The organism is Marinomonas sargassi (assembly GCF_025716875.1).
Taxonomy (GTDB): Bacteria; Pseudomonadota; Gammaproteobacteria; order Pseudomonadales; family Marinomonadaceae; genus Marinomonas; species Marinomonas sargassi.
The window spans coordinates 40,779-67,516 of sequence record NZ_JAOVZB010000002.1 but is presented as its reverse complement, the minus strand read 5'-3'; the positions used below and the strand labels follow the sequence as shown (position 1 = coordinate 67,516).

The 26,738-nt window shown below is 41.3% G+C and carries 21 protein-coding genes and 2 tRNA genes; 20 read left to right on the top strand and 3 right to left on the bottom strand.

The genetic code is table 11. The features are described from left to right. Positions 1-123: 123 nt before the first annotated feature. From OFY17_RS04785 to sthA, 9 genes are all read left to right on the top strand, one after another. Positions 124-1,461, top strand: a complete 1,338-nt coding sequence (locus OFY17_RS04785) for a Na(+)-translocating NADH-quinone reductase subunit A (protein WP_263529581.1) — start codon at positions 124-126, stop codon at positions 1,459-1,461. A 3-nt stretch (positions 1,462-1,464) separates the two neighbouring features. After that, positions 1,465-2,661 carry an NADH:ubiquinone reductase (Na(+)-transporting) subunit B gene (locus tag OFY17_RS04780; protein WP_263529580.1) on the top strand — a complete coding sequence of 399 codons (1,197 nt, stop codon included), beginning with the start codon at positions 1,465-1,467 and terminating at the stop codon, positions 2,659-2,661. Further along, positions 2,654-3,451: a Na(+)-translocating NADH-quinone reductase subunit C gene (locus OFY17_RS04775; protein ID WP_263529579.1), complete on the top strand. Its 798-nt coding sequence runs from the start codon at positions 2,654-2,656 to the stop codon at positions 3,449-3,451. Before OFY17_RS04780 ends, OFY17_RS04775 begins: the two co-directional genes overlap by 8 nt. Continuing rightward, a complete protein-coding gene (locus tag OFY17_RS04770) occupies positions 3,451-4,113 on the top strand; it encodes an NADH:ubiquinone reductase (Na(+)-transporting) subunit D (protein WP_263529578.1) in 663 nt (220 codons plus the stop codon). The genes OFY17_RS04775 and OFY17_RS04770 overlap by 1 nt, the downstream gene beginning before the upstream one ends. After that, a complete protein-coding gene (gene nqrE / locus OFY17_RS04765) occupies positions 4,114-4,722 on the top strand; it encodes an NADH:ubiquinone reductase (Na(+)-transporting) subunit E (RefSeq protein WP_263529577.1) in 609 nt (202 codons plus the stop codon). Between the two features lie 42 nt (positions 4,723-4,764). Then, entirely contained in the window at positions 4,765-5,991 is a 1,227-nt protein-coding gene (gene nqrF, locus OFY17_RS04760; protein ID WP_263529576.1) for an NADH:ubiquinone reductase (Na(+)-transporting) subunit F, read from the top strand. Positions 5,992-6,055: 64 nt separating this feature from the next. Continuing rightward, positions 6,056-7,069 (top strand): FAD:protein FMN transferase, encoded by a 1,014-nt coding sequence (locus OFY17_RS04755; protein ID WP_263529575.1) that lies wholly within the window; start codon positions 6,056-6,058, stop codon positions 7,067-7,069. 27 nt (positions 7,070-7,096) lie between these two features. Beyond that, the gene (gene nqrM, locus OFY17_RS04750; RefSeq protein ID WP_263529574.1) at positions 7,097-7,330 is read left to right on the top strand and encodes a (Na+)-NQR maturation NqrM; all 234 of its coding nucleotides are present in this window, start codon (positions 7,097-7,099) and stop codon (positions 7,328-7,330) included. Positions 7,331-7,348: 18 nt separating this feature from the next. Further along, on the top strand, positions 7,349-8,743 hold the full coding sequence (gene sthA, locus OFY17_RS04745; protein WP_263529573.1) for a Si-specific NAD(P)(+) transhydrogenase: 1,395 nt from the start codon (positions 7,349-7,351) through the stop codon (positions 8,741-8,743). A 78-nt stretch (positions 8,744-8,821) separates the two neighbouring features. On the opposite strand, the gene OFY17_RS04740 is transcribed toward sthA, so the two are convergent. Next, entirely contained in the window at positions 8,822-9,373 is a 552-nt protein-coding gene (locus OFY17_RS04740; RefSeq protein WP_263529572.1) for a hypoxanthine-guanine phosphoribosyltransferase, read from the bottom strand. A 60-nt stretch (positions 9,374-9,433) separates the two neighbouring features. Further along, positions 9,434-10,258: a YihY family inner membrane protein gene (locus tag OFY17_RS04735; protein WP_263529571.1), complete on the bottom strand. Its 825-nt coding sequence runs from the start codon at positions 10,256-10,258 to the stop codon at positions 9,434-9,436. 248 nt (positions 10,259-10,506) lie between these two features. Here OFY17_RS04735 and OFY17_RS04730 point away from each other — a divergent pair. From OFY17_RS04730 to OFY17_RS04680, 11 genes are all read left to right on the top strand, one after another. Continuing rightward, positions 10,507-10,583, top strand: a tRNA-Arg gene (locus OFY17_RS04730). A gap of 114 nt (positions 10,584-10,697) precedes the next feature. Further along, positions 10,698-12,026, top strand: coding sequence for a trigger factor (gene tig / locus OFY17_RS04725; protein WP_263529570.1), 1,329 nt, complete (start codon positions 10,698-10,700; stop codon positions 12,024-12,026). 73 nt (positions 12,027-12,099) lie between these two features. Continuing rightward, positions 12,100-12,732: an ATP-dependent Clp endopeptidase proteolytic subunit ClpP gene (gene clpP / locus OFY17_RS04720; protein ID WP_263529569.1), complete on the top strand. Its 633-nt coding sequence runs from the start codon at positions 12,100-12,102 to the stop codon at positions 12,730-12,732. A gap of 15 nt (positions 12,733-12,747) precedes the next feature. After that, a complete protein-coding gene (gene clpX / locus OFY17_RS04715) occupies positions 12,748-14,031 on the top strand; it encodes an ATP-dependent protease ATP-binding subunit ClpX (protein ID WP_263529568.1) in 1,284 nt (427 codons plus the stop codon). A 221-nt stretch (positions 14,032-14,252) separates the two neighbouring features. Next, positions 14,253-16,646: an endopeptidase La gene (gene lon, locus OFY17_RS04710; protein ID WP_263529567.1), complete on the top strand. Its 2,394-nt coding sequence runs from the start codon at positions 14,253-14,255 to the stop codon at positions 16,644-16,646. Positions 16,647-16,776: 130 nt separating this feature from the next. Then, on the top strand, positions 16,777-17,049 hold the full coding sequence (locus OFY17_RS04705; protein WP_263529566.1) for an HU family DNA-binding protein: 273 nt from the start codon (positions 16,777-16,779) through the stop codon (positions 17,047-17,049). A 7-nt stretch (positions 17,050-17,056) separates the two neighbouring features. After that, positions 17,057-17,133, top strand: a tRNA-Asp gene (locus OFY17_RS04700). Positions 17,134-17,210: 77 nt separating this feature from the next. Further along, positions 17,211-19,031: a SurA N-terminal domain-containing protein gene (locus OFY17_RS04695; protein WP_263529565.1), complete on the top strand. Its 1,821-nt coding sequence runs from the start codon at positions 17,211-17,213 to the stop codon at positions 19,029-19,031. 280 nt (positions 19,032-19,311) lie between these two features. Beyond that, positions 19,312-21,459, top strand: a complete 2,148-nt coding sequence (locus tag OFY17_RS04690; protein WP_263529564.1) for a heparinase II/III domain-containing protein — start codon at positions 19,312-19,314, stop codon at positions 21,457-21,459. Between the two features lie 2 nt (positions 21,460-21,461). Continuing rightward, positions 21,462-23,615, top strand: a complete 2,154-nt coding sequence (locus OFY17_RS04685) for a heparinase II/III domain-containing protein (protein WP_263529563.1) — start codon at positions 21,462-21,464, stop codon at positions 23,613-23,615. Between the two features lie 226 nt (positions 23,616-23,841). Then, a complete protein-coding gene (locus OFY17_RS04680; protein WP_263529562.1) occupies positions 23,842-25,605 on the top strand; it encodes a sodium:solute symporter family transporter in 1,764 nt (587 codons plus the stop codon). 165 nt (positions 25,606-25,770) lie between these two features. Here OFY17_RS04680 and OFY17_RS04675 read toward each other — a convergent pair whose 3' ends face one another. After that, a complete protein-coding gene (locus tag OFY17_RS04675; protein WP_263529561.1) occupies positions 25,771-26,490 on the bottom strand; it encodes a FadR/GntR family transcriptional regulator in 720 nt (239 codons plus the stop codon). Between the last annotated feature and the right edge of the window lie 248 nt (positions 26,491-26,738).

The following is a 26,738-nucleotide window of genomic DNA, read 5'->3' as shown; positions in this document are numbered from 1 at the left end:
TGAAGTGAGTTTGTGTATTCAATCTTCTTAAGATGATTGTTTGTTTGTGCATGTTTTCCCGGAGGGGGGTATAAGCAGTACACATTGCGCTTTTTGTGTTCAATCTTTTGTTGGGCAGAACATATGTTTAAAATTACAAAAGGCCTAGATTTACCGATATCAGGTGCTCCTAATCAAGTTGTTGAGAGTGCTGCAGCTGTGAAATCAGTTGCTGTTATCGGCCCTGACTACCATGGTATGAAACCTACCATGCTGGTTAAAGTAGGGGATAAGGTCAAAAAGGGACAAGTCTTATTCACGGATAAGAAAATGGCAGGGGTAAAATATACTGCACCTGCTGCTGGAACAGTGTCAGAAATCAATCGTGGTGAACGACGTGCCTTCTTATCAATTGTTATTGATGTTGAAGGTGATGAGTCTGAATCTTTTGCTTCTTACTCTGGCTCCGAATTAAAAGCGCTAGAGCGCTCTAAAGTGGTGTTAAATCTAGTTGATTCAGGATTGTGGACTGCGTTTCGTACACGCCCTTTCTCGAAAGTACCTGAAGTAGATTCTACGCCGAACTCTATTTTTGTTACGGCAATGGATACCAATCCGTTAGCGGCCTCTCCTGAAGTGGTTCTTGCTGATTCTGCAGAAGCTTTTGCAGACGGTCTTACGGTATTGACTCGTTTGACAGAGGGTAAGGTCTTTTTATGTAAAGCACCTGACGCGAAAATCCCAACAACTTCAGATGTAACTGTTGAAGAGTTCGCAGGTGTTCACCCTGCTGGCCTTGCTGGCACACACATCCATTTTCTTGATCCGGTAAGTGATAAGAAAACGGTTTGGTCAATCAACTACCAAGATGTTGTAGCGATTGGTCGGTTGTTTGTGACGGGTGAATTAAACTCTGAGCGTGTTGTGGCATTAGCTGGACCTCGAGTTAAGAACCCACGTCTGGTTCGCACTCAACTAGGTGCAAGTCTAGAAGACCTTACTGCGGGTCAACTTTCTGAAGGTGAGAACCGAGTTATATCAGGTTCGGTACTCTCTGGTCGTAAAGCGACTGGTTCTTTTGCTTTCCTAGGTCGTTATCACACACAAGTTTCTGTGTTGTTAGAAGGCCGTGAACGTCAAATGATGCATTATTTACGTGCGGGTGTAGAAAAGCACTCCTTGCTAAACGTTTTTGTATCAAAGCTAACAGGTAAGAAGTCGTTTGATATGACAACGACAACAAATGGTAGTGATCGTACTATGTTGCCGCTTGGTAACTTTGAACGAGTAATGCCATTAGATATCTTACCCACTCAATTGCTACGTTCATTAGTGGTGAGTGATACGGAAGAAGCGCAAAAGCTTGGTGCGCTTGAATTAGATGATGAAGATTTGGCTTTATGTACTTACAGCTGTTCTGGTAAGTTCGAATACGGTCCTATTCTTCGTGATTGTCTAACTCTAATAGAGAGAGAGGGTTAATTCATGGGGCTTAGAAAAGTACTCGATAAAATAGAACCTGAATTTCATACAGGTGGGAAATACGAAAAGTGGTACGCTCTTTTTGAAGCAGTAGATACCATCTTTTACCGTCCGAGCTCTGTGACAAAAAGCGGTTCGCATGTTCGCGATGCTGTTGATATGAAACGTATTATGATCTTGGTTTGGATGTGTACTTTCCCCGCCATGTTCTTTGGTATGTACAATATTGGTCTACAAGCAAATACAGCAATGGATTTTATGGGTGTTGCTGCACCTGATACATGGCGCCATGCTATTGTTGGTTGTCTAACTAATTATGATGTGTCCTCTATATGGGACAACATGATTTATGGTGCAACCTACTTCTTGCCAGTTTACTTGGTAACATTTGCTGTCGGTGGTTTCTGGGAAGTTTTGTTCGCTGCTGTACGTAAGCACGAAGTTAACGAAGGTTTCTTTGTAACCTCCATTCTTTTCTCACTGTCTTTACCTGCAACTATTCCGTTATGGCAAGTTGCTCTGGGTATCACTTTTGGTGTGGTGCTTGCGAAAGAGGTGTTTGGTGGTACAGGTAAAAACTTCCTTAACCCAGCATTAGCGGGTCGTGCATTCTTGTTCTTCGCTTACCCAGCTTCTATGTCTGGTGATGCGGTTTGGACAGCAGTAGATGGTTTCTCTGGTGCAACGGCGCTGAGCCAACTTGCTGCTGATGGTGTGGCAGGATTAACTGTTGCATGGTCTGATGCATTCTTTGGTTTTGTTCAGGGATCTATGGGTGAAACATCAACGCTTGCGATTCTAATTGGCGGCTCTGCGCTGTTGATTATGAAAATAGCGGCTTGGCGTATCGTAGCCGGTGTTATGTTGGGTATGGTGTTAACTTCAACACTACTTAACTTGATTGGCTCAGACTCTAACCCTATGTTCTCAACGCCTTGGTATTGGCACCTAGTTTTAGGTGGCTTTGCATTCGGCATGATGTATATGGCAACAGATCCTGTATCAGCTTCTATGACGAGTCGTGGTAAGTGGTTTTATGGTGCTCTGATTGGTGTCATGGTGGTCTTGATTCGCGTAGTGAACCCAGCGTACCCAGAAGGTATGATGCTGGCGATTCTCTTTGCAAACTTATTTTCGCCATTTATTGATCACTTTATTGTTCAGGCGAACATTAAGCGGAGGATTGCGCGCAATGGCTAATAACGACAGTATTCAAAAAACGATTACAGTTGCTTTGTCTTTATGTTTGGTTTGTTCTGTATTTGTTGCAGCAGCAGCGGTTGGCTTGAAGCCAATACAGAAAGCCAATAAAGACTTAGACCGTAAACGAAATATTCTTTCTGCAGCAGGCATGCTGGACTCTAATGTTTCTATTGATCAAGCGTTTGAGACAATTGAAACGCGCTTAGTGAATTTGGAAACAAGCAGCTTTCTGACTGCTGAAGAGTTAAGTTCAGCTGGCATTGATCCTGCGACTTATGATCAACAAGCTGCAGCGAAAGATCCTGCTATGTCTGTTGCTCTAAATGGTGCCAATGATCCTGCAAGTATTAAACGTCGTGCTAATTACTCGTCTATTTACCTAGTGAAAGATGGTGATCAAATCGAACGTATTATCTTGCCGGTACACGGTTATGGCTTATGGTCGACAATGTATGGCTTTATCGCTTTAGAGAATGACTTTGACACCATTATTGGTTTCGGCTTCTATGATCAAGGGGAAACTCCTGGTCTTGGTGGTGAAGTAGATAACCCTAACTGGAAGGCTTTGTGGAAAGGCAAAAAAGTTTACAACGACCAAGGTGAAGCTATTATCCAGCTTGCTAAAAGTAGTGTAGACAGTGCTGACCCATTGGCTATTCATAAAGTAGATGGATTATCTGGTGCTACGCTAACGAGCCGTGGTGTCACCAATCTTGTTCAATACTGGTTAGGTAATGAAGGTTTTGGTCCTTTATTAGCGTCGCTACGTAGTGAGGGAGCTCAATAATGTCTAATGTAAAAGAAGTTCTATTTGGGCCAATTCTTGCGAATAACCCAATCGCTTTGCAGATTCTAGGTATTTGTTCTGCATTGGCGGTAACGAGTAGTCTAAGTGTGAGTTTAGTAATGTCTATCGCACTGACTTTAGTTACTGGCTTTTCAAGCTTTTTTATTGCCATCATTCGTAATCATATTCCGAACAGTATTCGTATTATTGTTCAGATGATTATTATTGCCTCTTTGGTAATTGTGGTTGATCAGGTGTTAAAAGCGTTTGCCTTTGAAATCAGCAAGCAACTATCTGTATTTGTTGGTTTGATTATTACTAACTGTATCGTTATGGGACGTGCAGAAGCCTTCGCTATGAAGAATGGCCCTGTGATGAGTTTCCTTGATGGTGTTGGTAATGGTTTGGGATACAGTGTGATGCTAATCATCGTTGCTGTTTTCCGTGAACTGCTAGGTGCCGGTAAGCTGTTTGGTGTGGAAATTTTCACAACAATTCAGAATGGCGGTTGGTATCAGCCAAATGGCTTGATGTTATTGCCACCAAGTGCTTTCTTCGTAATTGGTTTGGTTATTTGGGCATTGCGTGCTTATAAGAAAGATCAGGTTGAGGCACCAGAGTTTAAAATTGCTGCTAATTCACGTTCTCAGGAGGGGGTGTAAATGGAACATTATATAAGTCTGTTTATTAAAGCGGTTTTCGTTGAAAACATGGCTTTAGCCTTTTTCTTAGGCATGTGTACTTTCTTAGCGTTGTCTAAGAAAGTCGAAACGGCAATTGGTCTTGGTATCGCAGTTGTTGTTGTATTGGCAATTACTGTACCTCTAAATAACTTGCTATATCAGAACCTGTTGGTAGATGGCGCTCTTGAGTGGGCTGGTTTACCAGGTGTAGATCTGAGCTTCTTAGGCTTGTTGAGCTACATTGGTGTAATTGCCGCATGTGTTCAGATATTAGAAATGACATTGGATAAATACGTACCGTCGTTATATAACGCATTGGGCGTGTTTCTACCTCTTATCACTGTAAACTGTGCAATCTTGGGTGCTTCGTTATTCATGGTTGAGCGTGACTATAACTTTAGTGAAAGTCTTGTTTACGGTGTAGGTGCTGGTGTTGGTTGGGCGCTTGCTATTGCTGCGCTTGCCGGTATTCGGGAGAAGCTTAAGTATTCAGATGTTCCTGCAGGTCTACGTGGTCTTGGTATTACGTTTATTACTGTTGGCTTGATGAGTTTGGGCTTCATGTCATTTTCTGGTGTACAGCTTTAATTTGCTGTGCAGTCAGACAACCAAGAATAAGGTTTAACTAACATGATCAACTTAGAGATTATTCTGGGTGTGGTAATGTTCACTGCAATCGTACTGGCGCTGGTAGCAATTATTCTTGCTGCTCGTGCACGCTTAGTAAGTACGGGTGACGTTACAATTCGCATCAACGGTGAAAAGGAAATTACAGTACCTGCTGGCGGTAAATTACTGCAGACACTAGCTAATAGTGGGGTGTTCTTATCCTCCGCTTGTGGCGGCGGTGGTACATGTGCTCAGTGTAAATGTAAGGTGACAAGTGGTGGTGGTTCAATGCTATCTACTGAACAGTCGCACTTTACACGCCGTGAAGAGAAAGAAGGGCAGCGTTTGTCTTGTCAGGTTGCTGTTAAGCAAGACATGGACGTAGAAGTTCCTGAGGAAGTATTTGGTGTTAAAGCATGGGAATGTACTGTTGAATCAAACCCTAATGTTGCGACTTTCATCAAAGAGCTGACTTTGAAACTGCCTGAAGGTGAGAACGTTGACTTCCGTGCTGGTGGCTATGTTCAGCTGGAAGCGCCTGCTCATACTGTTCACTACAAAGACTTTGATATTGAAGAAGAGTATCGCGGTGACTGGGATAAGTTTAATTTGTGGAAATTTACTTCTAAGGTAGATGACACTGTTATCCGAGCATACTCGATGGCAAACTACCCTGAAGAAAAAGGTTTGGTGAAATTTAATATTCGTATTGCTTCTCCGCCTCCAGGTAAAGATGATTTGCCACCTGGTCAAATGTCTTCATATGTATTTAGCTTGAAACCAGGTGATAAGATTAAGGTTTACGGTCCATTCGGTGAGTTCTTTGCGAAAGATACTGATGCTGAGATGGTGTTTGTAGGTGGTGGTGCTGGTATGGCTCCAATGCGTTCACATATCTTTGATCAGCTGAAGCGCCTTAACTCTACTCGTAAAATATCTTTCTGGTATGGCGCTCGTAGTATGCGAGAAGCTTTCTATATGGATGAGTACGATAAGCTTCAAGAAGAGAATGAAAACTTTGAGTGGCATTTAGCATTATCTGATCCTCAAGAGGAAGATAACTGGGAAGGTAAGACTGGCTTCATACATAATGTCTTGTACGAGAGCTACCTTAAAGATCACCCAGCACCAGAAGATTGTGAGTTCTACATGTGTGGACCTCCAATGATGAACTCTTCTGTTATCAAAATGCTAGAAGATCTAGGTGTAGAAAAAGAAAACATCCTTCTGGATGATTTCGGAGGCTAGCACCTCATAAAAGACCCACCAAATGGTGGGTCTTTGTTTTTGATCCTTGTAAAAAAGATTTCTTATGCGCAAAAAAATATTAATTCCTGCTGTTTTAATGCTTGTTTTGGCGATTGTTTATCGCTTTTTTTCTTTTTCTCCTGAGCTTGTTGGTTTTTCTGGCCCGACAATGGGTACTACATATACGGTGAAGTTTTACACTACACCTGATACTGAAAATTCTTGGGGACTTAAATCTGACGTTGACGCTGTGCTTGCTAGAGTAAATAGCCTAATGTCGACTTATGATCCTTCTTCCGAATTGTCTAGGTTTAATAAGCTGCCAGCAGGTGAAAAGGTAGACGTAAGTAAAGACTTGGCTTATGTTGTTGATCAGGCTCTTTTAATCAGTGAAATGAGCGATGGTTTGTATGATGTTACCATTGGCCCGTTAGTAAATTTATGGGGGTTTGGTCCGGGGAAATCAAAAGATCAAATTCCTAGCCAAGCGGATATAAATGCCGCTAAAGCGAAAATTGGTTATCAGTATTTGCAACTAGATAATCAAAGTTTAAAAAAAGAAAAAAATATTTACGTAGACTTGTCATCTATTGCTAAAGGCTATGGGGTTGATGAAGTCTCGCGAGTATTAGAAGTGAACGGTATTGAAAGCTACTTGGTTGAGATAGGTGGCGAGATCTTTACGAAAGGTAAGAAGCCTGACGGCACTTTGTGGAAAGTAGCAATAGAAAGTCCAGCCGGTGGTCACGAAGTGGTCAATAGGGTGATTGAATTGGAAGGGGGAGCTGTGGCTACTTCTGGTGATTATCGTAACTATTTTGAGAAAAATGGTGTTCGTTATTCACATACAATTAATCCTAAAACTGGTAAGCCTATTAATCATCGTTTAGTGTCGGTTACTGTGATTGATAAAACTACAACCATGGCAGATGGTTTATCGACAGCAATTACTGTGTTGGGCCCTGATAAGGGGTTAGCCTTTGCTCAAAGAAACGGTATTGCGGCATATTTATTAGTGAAGAATGATTTTGGTTTTGAAGAGCGCTCTTCCGATGCTTTTCAGGCCTACTTGAATTAAACAGATTGGATATTTAAGGAGAAGGTTATGTTGACTGCGTTATTTGTATTTCTCTTTATGCTACTTGTAGTCACTGCGATGGCTGTGGGTGTTTTGATGGGAAGAAAGCCTATTTCAGGTTCATGTGGTGGCATGAGCTCTCTAGGAATGGAAGTCGCCTGCGATATTTGTGGCGGAGATAAAGGTAAGTGTGAGAAAGAATCTAAAAAGGATGCACTAGAAAAAGTTTCTGATGACACGTTTTACGACGCATCCAAATAATTGAGCTGAGAGGGTATTATGACAACGAGACATTATGATGTTGTGGTTTTAGGTACTGGTCCTGCAGGTGAAGGCGCGGCAATGAGTGCAGCTAAAGCAGGAAAACGAGTAGCGGTGGTTGAGGCAAGCTCACAAGTGGGCGGTAGTTGTACTCATTTAGGTACTATTCCTTCAAAAGCATTACGTCATGCCGTAAAAGAAATTATCGTGTTTAATACCAATCCAATGTTCCGTGATATTGGTGAGCCTCGTTGGTTCTCTTTCCCAAAAGTAATGGATAGAGCAAACAAGGTCATTGAAAAACAAGTAATGGGGCGTACTGAATATTATGCTCGAAATCGTATTGATATTTACTTTGGTAAAGGTAAGTTTAAAGACGCTAATACTATTGAGGTAAATACCTACGAACAAGGTCCAGAGCTTCTGGTTGCTGATAAAATTGTTATCGCTACAGGCTCTCGTCCTTACCGACCAGCTAATATTGACTTTTCCCATCCTAGAATTTATTGCTCAGATACAATTTTGGGCTTAAGTCATACTCCAAGGTCTTTGATTATCTATGGGGCTGGTGTAATCGGTTGTGAATATGCGTCGATTTTCTGTGGTTTAGGGGTTCGAGTCGAGCTGATTAACCCAGCCAAAAAACTATTGAGTTTCTTAGATGATGAAATTACGGATGCGTTGAGTTACCACCTTCGTGATAGTGGTGTACTGATTCGACATAATGAAACCTATGACTCTGTTGAAACATCAGAACGTGGTGTCATTATGAATATGTCATCAGGTAAAAAACTTCGTGCAGATGCATTGTTATTCTGTAATGGCCGTTCTGGTAATACTGATAGTCTAGCTCTGGATAGCATTGGTCTAGAAGCGAATGGCCGTGGTCAGTTGGCGGTCAATGATACGTATCAAACCCAAGTTGAAAATGTTTATGCCGCAGGTGATGTGATTGGTTGGCCTAGCTTAGCGAGTGCCGCGTATGACCAAGGTCGATCTGTTGCAGCTAATATGTTCGGCATCGAAGGTGGTGAATTTATTAGTGAGGTGCCAACAGGTATCTATACTATTCCTGAGATCAGTTCGGTAGGAAAGACTGAGGCTGAGCTAACTAGTGAAAAGGTGCCTTATGAAGTAGGGCGTGCGTTCTTCAAACATACTGCTCGTGCTCAAATTACGGGGGAAGCGGTTGGTATGCTTAAAATCCTTTTCCACCGAGAATCTTTAGAGCTTCTGGGAATACATTGTTTTGGTGACCAAGCGTCTGAGATTGTTCACATCGGTCAAGCTATAATGAAGCAGCCGGGAGAGCAAAATACTTTGAAGTATTTCCTTAATACAACATTTAACTACCCAACAATGGCGGAAGCTTATCGTGTGGCGGCCTTAAATGGCTTTAACCGAGTTTTCTAAATATTGTAGAAGTGATTTCATGAAGTTAAAAAAAACGCCCATTCGGGCGTTTTTTTTGTGCTGTGTAATGAGGCTTCGTTAGCTATCTTTTACAGCGTATATCGCTTTTAGGTTTCTGAAGAATCCTTTGTAATCCATGCCAAAACCAAAGACAAAGCGGTCTTCCACATCTGTACCCACGTAGTCAGGCGTCATATCGGTTTTGCGGTTATGTAATTTGTTGATCACGGTTGCAGTGTGAACGCTACTAACGCCTTGCTCTTTCACCCAGTCTTCAATGGCTTGTAGTGTGTGGCCTTGGTCGAAGATGTCATCAATAATAAGTACGTGTCGGTTGCTAAGATCTGTTTGTGGGTAGCTTAACCAGTTGAGAGCATTACCCTCTGTTTCCATTCCATACCTTGTTGCATGGATATAGTTGATTTCCAGTGGAAAATCGAGGCGCTCAATTATTGCAGCGGTTGGTATTAATCCGCCATTCATAACGCATAAAACTAGAGGTAATTTGTCTGATAGGTCAGTGGTTATTTGGGAGGCCATTTTGTCTAGTGCTGTGTTAAGGCTTGCCTCATTAATTAGGCAGTCGGCCTCATTTAAAATGGTGTTTAGGTCAGTAATGGTATTCGTCATGTGCAACCTTAAAGTAATGAAAAAAATCTGCCAAGATTCTACATGAATCCCAGCTGAAAGCTAAGAATTTGTATTGTGTAAAGAAGAGCACAAGCAAATAGAAGCGAGTACTATCAGCCAAGAGCTTTGCATCCAGATTAAGAAGATTGGTATTGCTGCAAATGCGCCATAGATAACTTGGTAGTTTGCAAAAAATTGTGCGAATGATCCAAAAATCATGTTGAGTAGATGCAAGCCTATACTACCAAATAAAGATGCAATGGCTGCCCATTTCAACGAAACATCCGCGTTTGGGGTGAGGTAATTCAATGTTAAAAGCATTAAGAAGTAGAGTGTGAGATTTCCAAGCTCTAAAAGTAGGTTTATTAAGCTGTTTTCGTCTTGATCTCCAAATTGAATAGACATTAGTTTCCCAAATAAACTGAGTGAGGCAATAAATATAATGGGACCTAAGGTTAAAATTGCCCAGTAAGTTAATAGTTTTTCACGCAGCTTGCGTGCTCTCTGAATGTTCCATATTGCTTGTACACTATTTTCAAAATTATTAAGTAATAGTAGAGCGGTTAGGAGTAGACCAATGAGGCCGGCAATAGGTAGATTTTTTGTCTGGTTAGCAAACTGGATCAGGTAGGGGAGTAATATGTCGCTTGAACCAGGTGCTAGGTGCTGTTCTATCAATTGGAATAGTTGCTCTTTCATTGCCTCTAGCGTAGGTGTGAAACTTAGAATGCTAATAATGATGGTGATAATTGGTACGGCGGCTAATAGGCTGGATAGCGTTAGCTGTGCTGCTTTTTGTGGGAGTTGGCTCTTTTTAAAATGGATTAATATGAGTGCTGCGTATTGTTTGCCAATAGAATAAATTAGAGATAACTGTGAAGGCATGCTAGCCCCTTTTGTTAGATATTTAAAATAGCGTTATATGTGACCCTTTCATCCAGATGCATTATATCTACTTATGCCTTTCTTTAGTAAATGAGAAGGGAAAAAGTTTGTGCACATTTGTGCGGAATATTAGTTGTGGCTGTAAGCGTTATGCTTTTGTTTAAAAAAAAGAGTGTTTTTACGTCTATCTGTTGACGATTGCTGCTCCATCTCTATAATAGCCGACCACAAGAAATGTAATGAGTATTGCGCCTGTAGCTCAGTTGGATAGAGCATCCGCCTTCTAAGCGGACGGTCAGGGGTTCGAATCCCTTCAGGCGCGCCATTTTCTACTTAATTACTTTGGCCAATTTTCATTTAAATATTGTTAATTGTATCTGTGATTTTGTTCGCATATTAGACATTAACAATTTTAAGCGCATTCCCAAGAGGAAGTTTTATGCAAGTTTCTGTAGAGACATCGTCTTCAATTGAACGTGTTCTAACAATAAGCGTACCAGCTGCTCGTATCGAAGACGCAGTTAGTGCTGAAGTAGCGAAAACAGCAAAAACCATTCGTATCGATGGTTTTCGTAAAGGTAAAGTGCCAGTAAGTGTTGTTAAGAAACGTTACGGTCAAGGTATCCGTATGGATGCTATCGAAAAGATCATGAGAGACTCTTATGTAGAAGCCGTTCAACAAGAGAAGTTGCAGCCAGCTGGCGCTCCTTCAATTGAGCCGAAAAACTTCGAAGAAGGTTCTGATCTTGAATTTATCGTTAAGCTTGAAGTTTACCCAGAGATTGAATTAGCTGATAACGCAAAAATTGCTGTTGAGCGTGTAGTATCTGAAGTTCAAGATGCTGATGTTGATACTATGTTAGAAACACTGCGTAAGCAGAATGCAGAGTGGACTGCGGTAGAGCGTGAGTCAGCTGATGGCGACCAAGTGACTATCGATTTTGTTGGTTTCTTGGGTGAAGAAGCGTTTGAAGGCGGCTCGGCGCAAGGCCATAAATTGGTATTAGGTTCTAATACTATGATTCCTGGTTTTGAGTCCGGTATCTTAGGTGCTAAAGCTGGTGAAGAGCGTACTATCTCTGTTACCTTCCCTGAAGACTATCAAGCAGAACACTTGAAAGGCCAAGAAGCGACTTTCAAAATTACTGTATCTGAAGTAGCTGAGCAGGTATTGCCTGAGCTTGACGATGCATTTGTTGAGAAATTCGGCCTTGAAGAGGGCACTGTTGATGCTTTGCGTGCTGAAGTTCGTAAAAATATGGATCGCGAATTGAATCAAGCGATTAAAGCGAAACTAAAAACAGCTTTGTTTGAAGGTTTAGCTTCAATCAACGATGTTGAAGTTCCTAGCACTCTTATCGACCAAGAAGTTGATGGCTTACGTAAGCAAGCGGGTCAGCAATTTGGTGGAGATCAACAATTCGACGTTTCTCAATTGCCAGCCGAGCTTTTCCAAGACGAAGCTAAGAAGCGTGCTAAGCTTGGTTTGTTGATTTCTGAAGTTATTCAGAAAAATGAAATGAAAGTTGATGAAGATCGTGTTCGCTCTTTCTTAGAAGAGATGGCACAAGCTTACCAAGAGCCTCAGCAAGTCATTGATTACTACTTGAAGAACAAAGAGCAACTAGCGCAAGTGCAATCTGCTGTACTTGAAGAGCAAGTTGTTGATAAACTGTTAGAATCTGCTCAAGTTACTGAAGTAACTTTGGGTTATGAAGATGCTATCAAGCCAAAAGCCCAAGCTGAAGAGGCAGGGGAAGAAGCATAAGACTCGTCTTATCTTTTTTAATAAGGTCGACATAGCATCTGTTATGTCGACTTTTTTGTTTTAAGGAATACATATGAATTTGACTAACCCAACTACTGGCCCTGTTGCAATTACTAGCAATGGCCTTGTTCCTATGGTTATTGAACAAACTGCTCGTGGTGAAAGATCTTTTGATATTTACTCTCGACTATTAAAAGAGCGAGTGATTTTTCTAGTGGGTCAAGTTGAAGATCACATGGCTAATTTGGTTGTGGCTCAGTTACTGTTTTTGGAGTCAGAAAACCCTGATAAAGACATTCATTTATATATCAATTCACCAGGTGGCTCTGTAACAGCTGGTATGTCTATTTACGACACTATGCAATTTATTAAACCAGACGTAAGTACCATGTGTATTGGCCAGGCTGCAAGTATGGGTGCATTATTGTTAACCGCTGGAGCAGCTGGAAAGCGTTACTGCCTACCAAATTCAAGAGTGATGATTCACCAGCCATTAGGTGGTTATCAAGGTCAGGCGTCTGATATTGAAATACATACTCGTGAAATTTTAAGTATTAAGCATAAACTTAATGAAATTATTGCTTCTCATACCGGTAAGCCTATTGAGCAAGTCGCTTTAGACACGGATCGTGACAACTTTATGAATCCTGAAACAGCGAAAGAATATGGTTTGATTGACGAAGTTTTACAGAAACGAGAAGTTTAACAAAGGGTCGAATAAATGTCGGATGATAAATTTAGCCGTGGCGACCAATCTGATCGGCTATTGTATTGCTCTTTCTGTGGAAAGAGTCAGGATGAAGTTAAGAAGCTTATTGCAGGGCCTTCGGTCTATATCTGTAACGAGTGTGTAGATCTATGTAACAACATTATTACTCAAGAATTATCTCAAATTGATGCTGTGGGTGAAGAGTCTAGCGATGAATTGCCGGCACCTTCCAAGCTTAGCGCAGCATTAGATGATTATGTTATAGGTCAGGATAGAGCTAAAAAAGTATTGGCTGTTGCCGTTTATAATCATTATAAACGCCTTCGTCACCAAGGGCTTTCTAGCTCAACAGTTGAGCTCGGTAAAAGTAATATACTTTTAATTGGTCCTACTGGTAGTGGTAAAACGTTATTAGCTCAAACTTTGGCGCGAGTTTTGGACGTGCCTTTCACTATTGCTGATGCGACTACTCTTACTGAAGCTGGCTATGTTGGTGAAGATGTTGAAAACATTATTCAGAAGCTGCTTCAGAATTGTGATTACGACGTAGAAAAAGCGCAGCGCGGTATCGTCTATATTGATGAAATCGATAAAATTTCGAGAAAGTCGGATAACCCGTCAATTACTCGTGATGTTTCTGGTGAAGGTGTTCAGCAAGCGTTACTGAAGTTGATTGAAGGTACAGTGGCTTCAGTGCCTCCACAAGGTGGCCGCAAGCACCCGCAACAAGAGTTCTTACAAGTAGACACATCTAATATCTTGTTTATTTGTGGCGGTGCTTTTGCTGGGCTTGAAAGAGTTATAAGTGACAGAACTGAGAAAAGTAGTATTGGCTTTTCTGCGACGGTTAAGAGTAAAGATGAAGGTAAATCTTTCTCAGAAGCTGTACACCTTGTTGAAACGGAAGACTTGGTTAAGTTTGGCTTAATTCCAGAGTTTGTAGGTCGTTTGCCTGTCGTGGCAACACTTTCAGAATTGGATGAAGAAGCTCTAATGACTATTCTAAGTAAGCCTAAGAACGCGCTTGTTAAGCAGTACCAACATTTGTTTGAGCTTGAAGGTGTTGAGCTAGAGTTTACTGAAGAGTCGTTGCGTGAAGCAGCATCGCTTGCGTTGCAGCGTAAAACGGGCGCTCGTGGTTTACGCAGTATTTTAGAAACATCACTTTTGGATTGCATGTATGATTTACCATCGCGTACGGATGTTTCTAAAGTAGTGATGGATGCTGGATCTATTCGTGGTGACTCTGCTCCACTAATGGTTCTTGAAAAGGAAGATATTGCCGAAAACGGCTAAAGACTTCTTTTAGTTGAGTCGTGGCTCAATGCTTTTAAAAAACCGAAATTGAGGTGCTGCCTTAATTTCGGTTTTTTTATTTGTGTTATTTAAAAATGCTTTCTATTGAAATCATACGCTTAGCGCTCTTGTAATTTATTGCTTTGCCCTTATCTTTAATATTAATCAGTATTTTAATATTTAAAAGTGCGCTCCCTTTTGCGCCCAGACTGGAAAAAAATATGTCCGATTCTTTGCTTCTTCCTATGCTGCCACTAAGAGATGTAGTGGTATACCCTCATATGGTACTGCCTTTATTTGTTGGTCGCTCTAAGTCTATAGCTGCTCTAGAGTCCGCTATGGAGGGTGATAAAGAAGTATTTTTAGTGGCTCAGCAAGATGCTTCTAAAGATGATCCTTCATTAGAAGATCTTTATACCATAGGTACGATAGCCAAAGTGATGCAGCTTCTACGCCTCCCCGACGGTACTGTTAAGGTATTGGTAGAAGGGGGTAAGCGGGCTCGACTGGAAAAAATAGAAGAGGGCGAAGATTTTGTCTCTGGAGTAGTGGTAGAGCTAAGTCTACAGGAGGAAGATCAAGCAGAGCATGGTGTAATGCGAAGTGCTTTGCATAAGCAGCTAGATGAATATGTTGCAGGTAGTAAGCGCATTCCTTCTGAAGTGGTTCAGTCACTTAAGTCAATTGATGACCTATCAAAATTGATTGATAACATTACAGGCCATATGAGTTTAAAACTCGAAGATAAGCAAAAGATCTTAGAGATAGATTCTTTGGTTGAGCGCGGTGAGTTTTTAATGAGTCTGATGGATGGCGAGTTAGATATTGCCCATCTTGAAAAGAACATCCGCAGCCGTGTTAAAAAGCAGATGGAAAAAAGTCAACGAGAGTACTATTTGAATGAGCAAATGAAAGCCATTCAAAAAGAACTTGGTGATATGGATGACGGTGGCAATGAGTTGGATCTGTTGCAAGAGAAAATTCTTGAAGCGGGTATGACGGAAGAAGCGCAAGCGAAAGCTGAAGCTGAGTTGAAGAAATTGCGCATGATGTCTTCTATGTCGGCTGAAGCTACTGTGGTAAGGGGATATATCGAATGGCTTATTTCTCTACCATGGAAAAAACGCAGCAAGGTGCGTAACGATCTTTCTTACGCAGAAAAAATCCTCAATCAAGATCACTATGGGTTGCAGGATGTTAAAGAGCGTATTCTAGAGTTTTTAGCTGTGCAGCAGCGTGTTAAAAAAGTGAAAGGTCCTGTTCTGTGCTTGGTTGGGCCACCAGGCGTTGGTAAGACCTCCCTTGGCCAGTCTATTGCTAAGGCGGTTAACCGAAAATATATTCGAATGGCGCTAGGTGGTGTGCGAGATGAAGCTGAAATACGAGGTCATCGTCGTACTTATATTGGCTCTATGCCGGGTAAGTTGCTGCAAAAACTGGCTAAAGTAAAGGTGAAAAATCCGCTGTTCTTGCTTGATGAAATTGACAAAATGGGTATGGATCAGCGTGGCGATCCAGCATCTGCGCTATTGGAAGTGCTAGATCCAGAACAAAACCACACTTTTAATGACCATTATTTAGAGGTGGACTTCGACCTTTCAGATGTTATGTTCATTTGTACTTCCAACAGTATGAATATTCCTGGGCCTTTGCTTGATCGTATGGAAGTTATTCGTATTCCAGGTTACACAGAAGATGAAAAGCTCAATATTGCCAAACGTTATCTTTTACCTAAACAAGTGAAATTAGCGGGTCTGAAAGAAGGTGAGATAAATGTCACTGATGACGCTTTGATGGGGGTTATTCGCTTCTACACGAAAGAAGCGGGGGTTCGTGGGTTAGAGCGTGAGTTAAGTAAGATTTGTCGACGTGTGGTTAAAAAACAGGCTTTAAGTAAGGCCAAAAAAGTCACTACGGTAAAGGTTACGGAAAAGAATTTAGAAGATTTCTCTGGTGTTCATAAATTTACTTACGGTAAGGCAGAAGAAAAAAATCAAATCGGTCAGGTAACTGGATTGGCTTGGACTTCGGTTGGCGGTGAGCTATTAACAATTGAAGCGGCTGGTGTGGCTGGTAAAGGGCGTCATGTGAAAACAGGCTCTTTGGGTGACGTGATGCAAGAGTCAATTCAAGCTGCTCTGACTGTGGTGAGAAGTCGTGCGGCAGGTTTGGGAATTGATGAAGATTTTCATGAGAAAATGGACCTTCACTTGCATGTGCCAGAAGGTGCAACACCAAAAGATGGGCCGAGTGCTGGCGTAGCAATGTGTACGGCTATGGTGTCTGTGTTAGCTAAGGTGCCTGTTAAGGCCTCTGTGGCTATGACTGGCGAGATTACCTTGCGTGGGGAGGTTCTACCTATAGGGGGCTTAAAAGAGAAGCTTCTGGCGGCTCATAGAGGTGGGATAAAAACGGTTCTTATTCCGCAAGAAAATGCTCGCGATTTGAAAGAGATTCCAGATAATATCAAAGCCGATATTAAAGTGATTCCTGTTAAGTGGATCGACGAAGTTTTGGACGTGGCGTTGGAGTACATTCCAGCACCTAAAAAGGTCGATGATTTGCCAAAAACAGAGAAAGAAAAAGAGGAAAAAGGCACGTTAAATCACCATTAAAGTTAGATCCTGTGTTGACAGGGAGTAGGTCGGGCTTGTATAACTTCTGGCTCGGCCTTGTGAGATGGCATATATTTATTGCGCCGAATAATAATTCTAAGGAACCACGAAAATACTGAAGGGGTACAACGTGAACAAATCTGAACTGATTGATGCTATTGCGGCGTCTGCTGATCTATCTAAAGCTTCTGCAAGTAATGCTCTTGACGCAACTTTAAAAACAATTGAAACCGCGTTAGCAAAAGGTGACCAGGTTACACTAGTTGGTTTTGGTACTTTTGCAGTGAAAGAACGTGCGGCGCGTACAGGTCGTAATCCTCAAACTGGTGAGGAAATCCAAATTAAAGCAGCGAAAGTACCTGGCTTTAAAGCCGGTAAAGGTCTTAAAGACGCTGTAAACTAATGTCTTTGGAGCAGTAGTTCAGTTGGTTAGAATACCTGCCTGTCACGCAGGGGGTCGCGGGTTCGAGTCCCGTCTGTTCCGCCATTAGATACAAAAGGTGTATTCCATGCGGAATGCACCTTTTTTATTGGTCATTTTATTAACATAGTACGGAGGCAGTAATGCTCCAGGATATAAGAGATAAGTCGCAAGGCATTGTGGTAAAGATCATAGTTGGTTTTATCGTTGTGACTTTTGCTCTATTTGGTGTTGAAGCTTTAGTCGCTAGTTTTACTTCTTCTGACACGGTCGCTGAAGTTGATGGTATAGAAATTACAAGGACTGAAGTGTTACAAGGTGCGGAGACTCAACGCCGCCAGTTAATTTCTGCAATGGGTGGGCAGCTTCGCCCTGAGTTGTTGGAAGATAATTTATTACAGCGTCGAGCATTGGATGATCTGATTCAACGTGCGGTGTTGGAAGGTCAAGCTGAAAAACTTGGTTTGAGTGTATCAGATAGTCAAGTTGATGCTTTCTTAGTTGAAGCTGAGCAGTTTCAAACAAATGGTGTATTTGACCAAGATAGATACCTTAATTTTATTCGATCTCTAGGTTTCACGCCTTTGGCCTTTAAAGAGCGTATTAAGCAAGATGTACTTATTCAGCAATCACGTAATGCTGTCGCCGGCTCAGAGTTTGTTTTGCCTTATCAAATTGAAGGTGTAGCCGCTTTACAGTCACAAGAGCGTTCTTATGACTATGTGACATTTTCTTTGGCGGACGAGTCCGAAGTGACTTCGGTAACTGACGAAGAGTTGATGGCATACTATGAGGAAAACAAAGATAACTTCAAACAGTCTGAGCAAGTTAAGGTAGATTATGTTGTTATTTCTTCTTCTGATTTTGAAAATAAAATATCTGTATCGGATGCTGAGCTTCAAGATGCTTATCAAGCTTCAATTTCAGGTTTTTTAAAAGAAGAACGTGCGGCATCTCATATTTTAATAGATACCTCTGACCGTACTGATGAACAGGCTCAAGCTATTTTAGCTGAAGTTCAAGCCAAATTAGACTCAGGTGAAAGTTTTGAGAGTCTTGCTCAGCAGTATTCTGATGATATTGGCTCAAAAGACGCAGGAGGAAGTATTGGCTTCTTTGAGAAGCTAGAAGGTGATGCTTTTAATGACGCTCTATTTTCAATGGCCCAGGGTGAATTCAAGTCGGTTCAAGGGCAGTTCGGTCTGCATTTAATACGACTAGATGAAATTGCGAAAGCTGAAGCTCCAAGTTTTGGGGCTCAAGAAGCTGAGTTGAGAGAAGAGCTTGTTGCTGAAAAAGCCAAAGCTGCCTTGCTTCAGGCGCACGAAGATATTACCGACCTTGCTTATGCTAGTGATGAGTTGCAAACATTGGCTACCGAGTATGGTGTTGATGTTCTTCAGAGTGACTACTTTGGTAGAGAGGGCGGCTCTGACGATGTGACGAGTAATCCTGTTGTGGTTGCAGCGGCATTTGATGTTTCTGTTCTGGAAGATAATCAAAACAGCAGTTTAATTGAGTTAAGTGATGAGCAGGTTGTTGTATTGCACCTGAATAATTATAAGGCAGCTGCAGTACAGGCGTTTGAAGAGACTAAAGATCAGATTGCTTCAATCGTTGTTCAAAACAAAGCTTTAGTTGCTTTAAATGAAAAAGCTGAAGCGGCTAAAAATGCTCAAGATACTGAGTGGCAAGAGGTTGCTAATGCTAAGCGTGGTCAGGATGAAGTATCTGAACTTGCTTTTACCCTTCCTCACCCTACGGAAGGTGCTGTACTTGACGTTAAAGGTCTAGCGAACGGTGATTTGGCTTTGATTAGATTGAATGACGTAGTGTCGGTTGATGGCGCTGTAGAAGAGAGTGAGAAGCTTGCTTATGGGCAATACTTGAGTCAGGTACAATCAAGACTTAGTGCTCAAGGGCAGCAAGATTTGCTTCAAAATAGCGCTGAAATCGAAAGATAAAACCTTCTTTCAGGTAGACATTCTAAAGCTAGGCTTATGTTTTACATAGCCTAGCTTTTTTATTGAATGAAACGACATTAAGGGGGTGTTGTCCCTCTAAGTTGACCTGCAACATAGTTTTTTGTTTTGGAAAATTCCTTTTTTGTATTACAATAGCATCATTAAACACTAAGTTAAAAAATGTGCCGCTTATTTGCCATTCTCTAAAATGGTAATTGGCGGTATGTTTTTATTAGATGCTAATACAATAAATATAAATTTAGTGACGGAGATGATTGATATGCAATCAGCATTGTTTACGCACAATGAGCTTGAGCTATTAGAAAGCCAAGTTGGAAACTCAAGTCTGATGGGAATAACCATCTCTAATCATATTGATCAAGTTGATGCTTATATGCGCCTTCCATTAGAAGTGCCAGGCCACGGTGAAGCCGGTGGTTATGAGCATAATAGACATAAGCAAAACTACAAATATATGTATATGGCTGGTAACCTTTTCTCAGTTACCAAAGAAAAAAAATACGCTTCTTTTGTTATAGAACTACTGTCTTTATATGCTGATAAGTATCTTACTTTCGGCTTCCACGTCCAAAAAAATACCAACCCTACAGGTCGACTTTTCCACCAAATTCTCAATGAGCATTGCTGGTTGCTATTTAGCAGTTTGGCGTACTCTTGTGTGTCAAATGAAATGACCGACGATCAACGAGGCCACGTTGAAAGCCAATTGTTCGAACCTATGCTAGATATGTTCACCGTTAAATATGGACATGACTTTGATCGAATTCATAATCACGGTATCTGGGCTGTTGCCGCTGTTGGTATTTGTGGGTTAGTGCTAGGAAAACGCGAATATTTAGAAAAAGCCGTTTACGGTCAAGATAACAACGGTACGGGTGGCTTCTTAGCTCAGCTATCCAAATTGTATTCGCCAGCTGGTTACTACATTGAAGGCCCTTACTACCACCGTTACGCTATCTACCCAACCTGTGTGTTTGCCGAAATTCTTCATCGTCATATGCCAGAGATTGCTATCTACGAATATAAAGATGGCGTTATTGGCCGCACTGTAAAAGCCTTGCTTGCCACAGCTTATCCAAATGGTAAATTCCCAGCTTTAAATGATGCGTCAAGATCTATGGGTGTCACTGATGCCGGCGTACAGGTTGCTGTTAGTGTTCTAAGTAAGCATTACGGTTGTGATGAAAATATTGTTGGCATGGCTGAAATACAAGGTGAAGTTTGGCTGCATTCTTGTGGTTTAGCTCTTTCTGATGAGCATCAAAAAGCAAAAGATAATAATGCCATTGTGACACCTTACTGGCCAAGTATTGAGCTAAATGAAGGTGCCGAAGGTGACAAAGGTGCACAAGGCTTCATGCGTTTAAAAGGCTTTGATGGCGATATTACTCAATTGAACATGAACTATGGTCAGCACGGTATGGGGCATGGTCATTTCGATACACTGGGCATTACCTTCTTTAACCGTGACCAAGAAGTGTTGAACGAATATGGTTTTGCTCGTTGGGTTAACGTAGAACCGAAATTTGGCGGCCGTTACCTTGATGAAAACAAATCTTATGCTCGCCAAACCATTGCCCATAATGCGGTAACAATTGATCAGCAAACGCAAAATGATTTTAGCGTCGAAAAAGCGGATAGCGTACACGGCATCCCTCACTTCTTTATTGATGATGCAGAAGACTGCATAGGCATTAGTGCATATGCAAATGATCATTACGACAATGTTGGTATGCAGCGTAGTGCTTTCTTGCTAAAAGATGAACGTTTTGAAGCGCCTCTATTAGTTGACCTATTCAGATTAAAAGCTGATGCAAACCATACCTATGACTATTCTCACCAATATACTGGGCAGATTGTTCGTACTAACTTTAGTTACGATACTTACTCAGAGTTAGAGCCTCTAGGTTCTGATAATGGCTACCAGCATCTTTGGAAGTTAGCGTCTGGTAAAGCTGAAGATTGTGCTCTGGTTAGCTGGCTACAAGGTAATGCTTATTACTCTTGGATTGGTACAAGCTCGAACTCAAATGGAGAGGTTATCTTCACATCGGTTGGTGCTGCAGACCCAAGCTTTAATTTACGTGATCAATCTAGCTTCATACTACGTAGCCAAGGTGAAACAACCTTATTCGCTTCTGTACTCGAGACTCACGGTTACTTCAATGAAGAATTTGAGCAATCTACAAATGCTCGAGGTCAAGTTACTGGCGTTAAGGTCATTGGTCATGATGACATTGGCTCTGTTGTTGAAATCACAACGAATAACAATGTATTCACTTTGATGGTGAGTAATCAGCTTGATTGCACTAAAGAAACAACACACCAAGTTAAATTTGCTGGCGTTGAATATAACTGGACAGGTTTTTATTCACTAGATATGTCTGCTAGTGAAGGGGATAAGTAATAATGAGTTATCAGCCTTTATTGTTAAGTTTTGATGAAGCGGAAACGCTTTCTCTTGAGTTATCAAAAGATACTTTGATTGGTCGCGGTTTACGCCGTGATATTAAGAAAGTCGATGCTTATATCCAAGAGATTGGTATAGAAGTACCTCGACAGCACGGTGAGGCGGGTGGTTATGAACATAATCGCCATAAGCAAAACTATATCATCATGGATACAGCGGCTCGTTTGTTCTTGATTACGAAGAACGATGCTTACCGTGCATTCATTGTTGATATGTTGACAGAATATGCAACGGTTTATCCGACCTTAGAAGACAACACCAGTCGCGATACAAACCCTCCGGGCAAGCTGTTTCATCAAACACTGAACGAAAACATGTGGATGCTTTACTCCTCTTGTGCGTATAGCTGTGTTTACCACACCTTGTCTGATAGCCAGAAAACGTTAATAACAGATAACTTGTTCAAGCCAATGATTCATATGTTCGTTGTGACTTACGGACATGACTTCGACATCGTTCATAACCATGGTTTGTGGGCTGTTGCCGCAGTGGGTATTTGTGGTTATGCAATTGGTGATCAAGAGTCTGTTGATAAGGCTTTATACGGCCTGAAGCTAGACCGTACGAGCGGTGGCTTCTTAGCGCAACTTGATAATTTGTTCTCGCCAGATGGCTATTACATGGAAGGGCCTTATTATCACCGTTTCTCGCTACGCCCAATCTTTATTTTTGCCGAGGCCATTGAACGCCGTCAGCCAGATTTGAAAATATTCGAATACAATAACTCGATTATTAAAACGACATCTTATGCCGTTATGGCAACGGCTTTCCCAGATGGCAGCTTACCTGCGCTTAATGATTCATCTAAAACCATCAGTATTAATGATGAGGGTGTCATCATAGCGACCAGTGTTTGTTTTAAGCGTTACGAGCAAAACGACACCTTGGTGAGTATGGCAAATCACCAACAAGATGTTTGGGTTCATTCTTCAGGTGCGGCTTTATCTACTGCTGTAGAGCAAGCTGAAGAAATTAAACCTTTCTCATGGGGAAGTATCTTATTAACAGATGGTCCTAAAGGCGAAAAAGGTGGTGTGAGTATTTTACGTCACCGTGATGCCCAAGATGATGACACCATGGCTCTGCTATGGTTTGGTCAACATGGCTCAGATCATCAGTATCATGCTGCTTTGGATCACGGTCACTACGACGGCTTACACATGAGTGTATTTAACCGTGGGCATGAAGTATTTCAGGATTACGGCTTCGGACGTTGGGTGAATGTAGAGCCTAAATTTGGCGGTCGCTACATACCTGAAAATAAAAGCTACTGTAAACAAACAGTGGCTCATAATACCGTTGTTGTAGATCAAAAAACTCAAAACAAATTCAACACTGCTTTAGCTGAGACTAAGTTCGGTAAAAAGCATTTCTTTGAAGTGAGTGACGAAAAACTACAAGCTGCCAGCGCCACTATCGAAGGTTACTACGATGGTGTTGATATGCAGCGCAGTATTCTAGTTGCTGACCTTGAAGAGTTTGAAAAACCGTTGGTGATTGATGTGTATCGCATCCTTTCTGACGAGGAGCATGAGTACGATTTACCTTTCCACATTAAAGGTCAAATCATACGTACTGACTTCGATTACACAGCGGCAAAAAAATTGACGCCTTTAGGTGCAGATAATGGTTATCAGCACCTATGGAAATTAGGAGAGGGTCAAGTTGAAGGGAGTGCCTTGGTTAGTTGGTTGCATGACAGTAGTTATTACTCGCTTGTGTCAAGTGCGCCAAAAGGTGGAAAGGTTATCTTTACTCGTTTGGGGGCAAATGACCCAGATTTTAACCTTCGAACTGAACCTGGCTTCATATTAAGACAGTCTGGAAGCAATCATGTTTTCGCATCTGTTTTAGAAACACATGGCCATTTTGATGAGTCTTTTGAAGTCTCTGAAAATGCTCATGGTCTAATCTCAACTGTGACTATATTAGCAGATAATGCTGATGCAACAGTTGTTCAAATAGAAACGGTAACAGGTTCTGTTTATCGCTTTGGTTTATCAAACCGTTCTTCTGATGGTCAAAATACTGAACATAGTGTTGAAACCAGTGAAGGCGTATTTAGCTGGAGTGGTGCCGTCTCTATCCTATAGAAACTAAGAATGCTTTTCCGTCACAGAAACGTTGGCTGATGCCATTATCTGCTTGATCGTTTCTGTGTGGAGTTTTAGTACGCTCATATTTTTCTTTCATTTCGAAAAACAAATTTGATGTCCTAAAAGGGCTTTCTTAGTGTGTTTTTATGTCCAATCTATGCAAATAGAATGGTTTTTTTAATGTTGTAATAATAAAAATTACACAAGATAGAAGGACAACATAATGGATGTTTTTATTGTTGGAATTTACTTTGTATTCTTAATACTGATAGGTTGGATGTTTAGAACATTCACAAGTACAACAAGTGATTACTTCCGTGGTGGCGGTAACATGTTATGGTGGATGGTAGGCGCAACTGCATTTATGACGCAGTTCAGTGCTTGGACATTCACCGGTGCGGCAGGTAAAGCCTATAACGATGGCTTTGCCGTTGGTGTAATCTTTGTTGCCAATGCTTTTGGCTATCTCATGAACTACTTGTACTTCGCGCCTAAGTTTAGACAGCTTCGTGTTGTCACTGTTATTGAAGCGATTCGTATGCGTTTTGGTGCTGCAAACGAGCAAGTGTTTACTTGGTCAAGTATGCCTAACAGCGTCGTATCAGCTGGTGTTTGGTTAAATGCCTTAGCAATTATTGCATCTAACATCTTTGGCTTTGATATGGTCACAACAATCTGGGTAACTGGTCTTGTTGTATTGGTAATGTCTGTAACAGGTGGTTCTTGGGCGGTTATCGCATCAGACTTCATGCAGATGGTTATCATCATGGCTGTGACAGTAACTTGTGCGACAGTTGCTATTATTCAAGGTGGTGGTGTAGGCGAAATCGTTGCAAACTTCCCGCTTGATGAAGGTGCTAATTTCCTTTCAGGTAACAACATTAACTACCTAAGCATTTTTGGTATTTGGGCTGTATTTATTTTCTTCAAACAGTTCAGTATTACCAATAATATGTTGAACTCTTACCGTTACTTAGCGGCTAAAGATTCTAAAAATGCTAAGAAAGCAGCCTTGCTAGCTTGTATCTTAATGACAATGGGCCCACTAATTTGGTTCATGCCTAGTTGGTTTATTGCAGGTCAAGGCGTTGATCTAGCGGCTATCTACCCAGAAGCGGGTAAAAAAGCAGCTGACTTCTCCTACTTATACTTCGTAGAGAATTACATGCCTGCTGGTATGGTTGGCTTGTTGATTGCGGCTATGTTTGCAGCAACTATGTCTTCAATGGACTCTGGTCTAAACCGTAACTCTGGTATTTTTGTTAAGAACTTCTACCAAACTATTTTACGTCCAGATTCGACGGAAAAAGAATTGGTATTTGTATCTAAATTGACTTCTACCTTCTTCGGTGTAGCGATTATCTTAATTGCCTTATTCATTAACTCGTTAAAAGGTTTGAGCCTATTTGACGCTATGATGAATATCGGTGCTTTCATTGGCTTCCCAATGACAATTCCTGCTTTCCTAGGTTTCTTTATCAAGAGAACGCCTGACTGGGCTGGTTGGGGCACACTCGTAGTTGGTGGTCTTGTATCTTACTCTGTCGGTGTATATTTAACGCCAGAAATGGTACAGAACATTTTAGGTATTGATGAATTAACGAAACGTGAATGGTCAGATATGAAAGTTGCGATCGGCCTGATATCTCACATTGTCTTCACAGGTGGATTCTTCATCTTGTCTATGCTGTTCTACAAGCCTCTATCTGAAGCGCGTCAGCGTGATGTTGACCTATTCTTCAACAATCTTGATACACCTCTAGTGTCTGAAAGCAGTAAGCAAAAAGCATTAGATAACAAGCAACGTAAAATGCTTGGTACTTTGATTGCTATCGCAGGTGTTGGTGTTATGGGTATGTTTATCATCCCTAACCCATTATGGGGACGCTGTGTGTTCTTATTCTGTGGTGCCATCGTGCTTGGTGTAGGTTTACTACTTGTTAAAGCTGTTGATGACTCTGTAGAGTCTGAAGAAGAAAATGCCTAATTAAATTTTTAATAGCATTTACTTAAAAGAAGGGGGGACAATAATTTGTCTCCCCTTTTTATTTGAAGGAAGTGCTTTCTAGTTAAGCTGCTTTTCATTAAATTCGAGATCAAAAAAAAGCCCATCTCAGATGGGCTTTTTATTAAGAGGCTACATAGATAAGGTTTAAATTGCCTCTGGAAGTCTGTGTTTTTTAGATTGAAGGTGATCAACGGAAGCGGCTTTTGCTCTGTCTCCATCACCTGCCATAATCGCTTCATATATTAAGCGATGCTCATCTAAACAAACTCCGCCATGCTTAGACGAATGAAGAATAAATGTCTTAAACATGGTAGTAAGTATGTTACCGAAAGGTAAATAGAAGTCGTTATTTGTTGAGTTGAAAATTAGGCGGTGAAAGCTCAGGTCGACTTCAGTCCACGAATCTAGGTCAAAATTTTCTGTCACTTCAACCATCTGATTAAAGATACGAGATAATTCCGTACGTTGCTCTTCTGTGGCGTGAATTGCAGCAAGAGCGCAGGCTTCAGGTTCAACTGCTCGTCTTAGGCCAAGGAACTGGCTACAGAAATATTTTGAGTCGCTTAAGCCATCCATCCACTCAATCATCTGAGGGTCTAAGAAATTCCAGTAGGCACGGTTAACGACTTTAGTACCAATTTTGGGGCGAGATTCCAATAGCCCTTTAGAAGTTAACAGCTTGATCGCTTCACGTAATGCGGTACGACTAACGCCAAACTGTGAACAAAGTGTCATTTCATTTGGTACGATAGAGCCTTCTGCGAGCTCTCCTGACAAGATGCCACGGGCAATGCTCCGAGCAACTTGTACATGCAAGCTTCTTGAAGAAGTTGATATGCTGGAAAAATTATTATTATTAGTCATGCTTTCCTTAATTTCGATTCTTTGTATAGGTGCTGTTATAAACCACTTTTATGATAGATAGTTGGGATATAAAAATACTAACACAAGTTATGTGGCTTTTTGTTATATAGTACTATTTATAGCTTTTTCTAAGGCTAAAGTCTTATAACTTCTCGCCTTTTCCTGTACTAATTTGTTGGATTGCCTTCAAATTGTTACTTTTTAGTAACTGTGCTTTTTAATACGGCTTGTAGAATAGCGAGATAGCT

Excerpts from the sequence above, each read along its gene's own strand:
- OFY17_RS04785 (WP_263529581.1), top strand. The coding sequence starts at position 124 with ATGTTTAAAATTACAAAAGGCCTAGATTTACCGATATCAGGTGCTCCT.
- OFY17_RS04780 (WP_263529580.1), top strand. The coding sequence starts at position 1,465 with ATGGGGCTTAGAAAAGTACTCGATAAAATAGAACCTGAATTTCATACA.
- OFY17_RS04775 (WP_263529579.1), top strand. The coding sequence starts at position 2,654 with ATGGCTAATAACGACAGTATTCAAAAAACGATTACAGTTGCTTTGTCT.
- OFY17_RS04770 (WP_263529578.1), top strand. The coding sequence starts at position 3,451 with ATGTCTAATGTAAAAGAAGTTCTATTTGGGCCAATTCTTGCGAATAAC.
- nqrE (WP_263529577.1), top strand. The coding sequence starts at position 4,114 with ATGGAACATTATATAAGTCTGTTTATTAAAGCGGTTTTCGTTGAAAAC.
- nqrF (WP_263529576.1), top strand. The coding sequence starts at position 4,765 with ATGATCAACTTAGAGATTATTCTGGGTGTGGTAATGTTCACTGCAATC.
- OFY17_RS04755 (WP_263529575.1), top strand. The coding sequence starts at position 6,056 with ATGCGCAAAAAAATATTAATTCCTGCTGTTTTAATGCTTGTTTTGGCG.
- nqrM (WP_263529574.1), top strand. The coding sequence starts at position 7,097 with ATGTTGACTGCGTTATTTGTATTTCTCTTTATGCTACTTGTAGTCACT.
- sthA (WP_263529573.1), top strand. The coding sequence starts at position 7,349 with ATGACAACGAGACATTATGATGTTGTGGTTTTAGGTACTGGTCCTGCA.
- OFY17_RS04740 (WP_263529572.1), bottom strand. The coding sequence starts at position 9,373 with ATGACGAATACCATTACTGACCTAAACACCATTTTAAATGAGGCCGAC.
- OFY17_RS04735 (WP_263529571.1), bottom strand. The coding sequence starts at position 10,258 with ATGCCTTCACAGTTATCTCTAATTTATTCTATTGGCAAACAATACGCA.
- tig (WP_263529570.1), top strand. The coding sequence starts at position 10,698 with ATGCAAGTTTCTGTAGAGACATCGTCTTCAATTGAACGTGTTCTAACA.
- clpP (WP_263529569.1), top strand. The coding sequence starts at position 12,100 with ATGAATTTGACTAACCCAACTACTGGCCCTGTTGCAATTACTAGCAAT.
- clpX (WP_263529568.1), top strand. The coding sequence starts at position 12,748 with ATGTCGGATGATAAATTTAGCCGTGGCGACCAATCTGATCGGCTATTG.
- lon (WP_263529567.1), top strand. The coding sequence starts at position 14,253 with ATGTCCGATTCTTTGCTTCTTCCTATGCTGCCACTAAGAGATGTAGTG.
- OFY17_RS04695 (WP_263529565.1), top strand. The coding sequence starts at position 17,211 with ATGCTCCAGGATATAAGAGATAAGTCGCAAGGCATTGTGGTAAAGATC.
- OFY17_RS04690 (WP_263529564.1), top strand. The coding sequence starts at position 19,312 with ATGCAATCAGCATTGTTTACGCACAATGAGCTTGAGCTATTAGAAAGC.
- OFY17_RS04685 (WP_263529563.1), top strand. The coding sequence starts at position 21,462 with ATGAGTTATCAGCCTTTATTGTTAAGTTTTGATGAAGCGGAAACGCTT.
- OFY17_RS04680 (WP_263529562.1), top strand. The coding sequence starts at position 23,842 with ATGGATGTTTTTATTGTTGGAATTTACTTTGTATTCTTAATACTGATA.
- OFY17_RS04675 (WP_263529561.1), bottom strand. The coding sequence starts at position 26,490 with ATGACTAATAATAATAATTTTTCCAGCATATCAACTTCTTCAAGAAGC.